Below are 229 nucleotides of genomic sequence, written 5' to 3' on the forward strand. Positions count from 1 at the left end.
GCTACGATCCGACTTCGCCCGACGTCGACCACAGCGCGTCGTACGCGCCCGAGATGGGCGAGTTCGCCCACACGAGCGCGAGCACGGTCGCCCCGAGCAGGAAGACGGCGCTGCCGGCCTCGGTCGCGAGGGAGTCGCGCACCGAGGGGCTGACGGAGGGCAGGCGGACCCGCAGCGGCGGGCCGGGGACGGCACGGGTGGGCTCGGCGGCGTCCGTGGCCCCGGGCGG

The 229-nt window shown here is 77.3% G+C and carries 1 pseudogene; it reads right to left on the reverse strand.

Annotated elements, in window-relative coordinates:
* Window positions 1-28: 28 nt before the first annotated feature.
* A pseudogene (locus KVT14_RS23685) lies at window positions 29-163 on the reverse strand (Na+/H+ antiporter NhaA); the annotation flags it as partial.
* Between the last annotated feature and the right edge of the window lie 66 nt (window positions 164-229).

The organism is Cellulomonas sp. GbtcB1 (assembly GCF_019091725.1).
GTDB lineage: Bacteria > Actinomycetota > Actinomycetes > Actinomycetales > Cellulomonadaceae > Cellulomonas.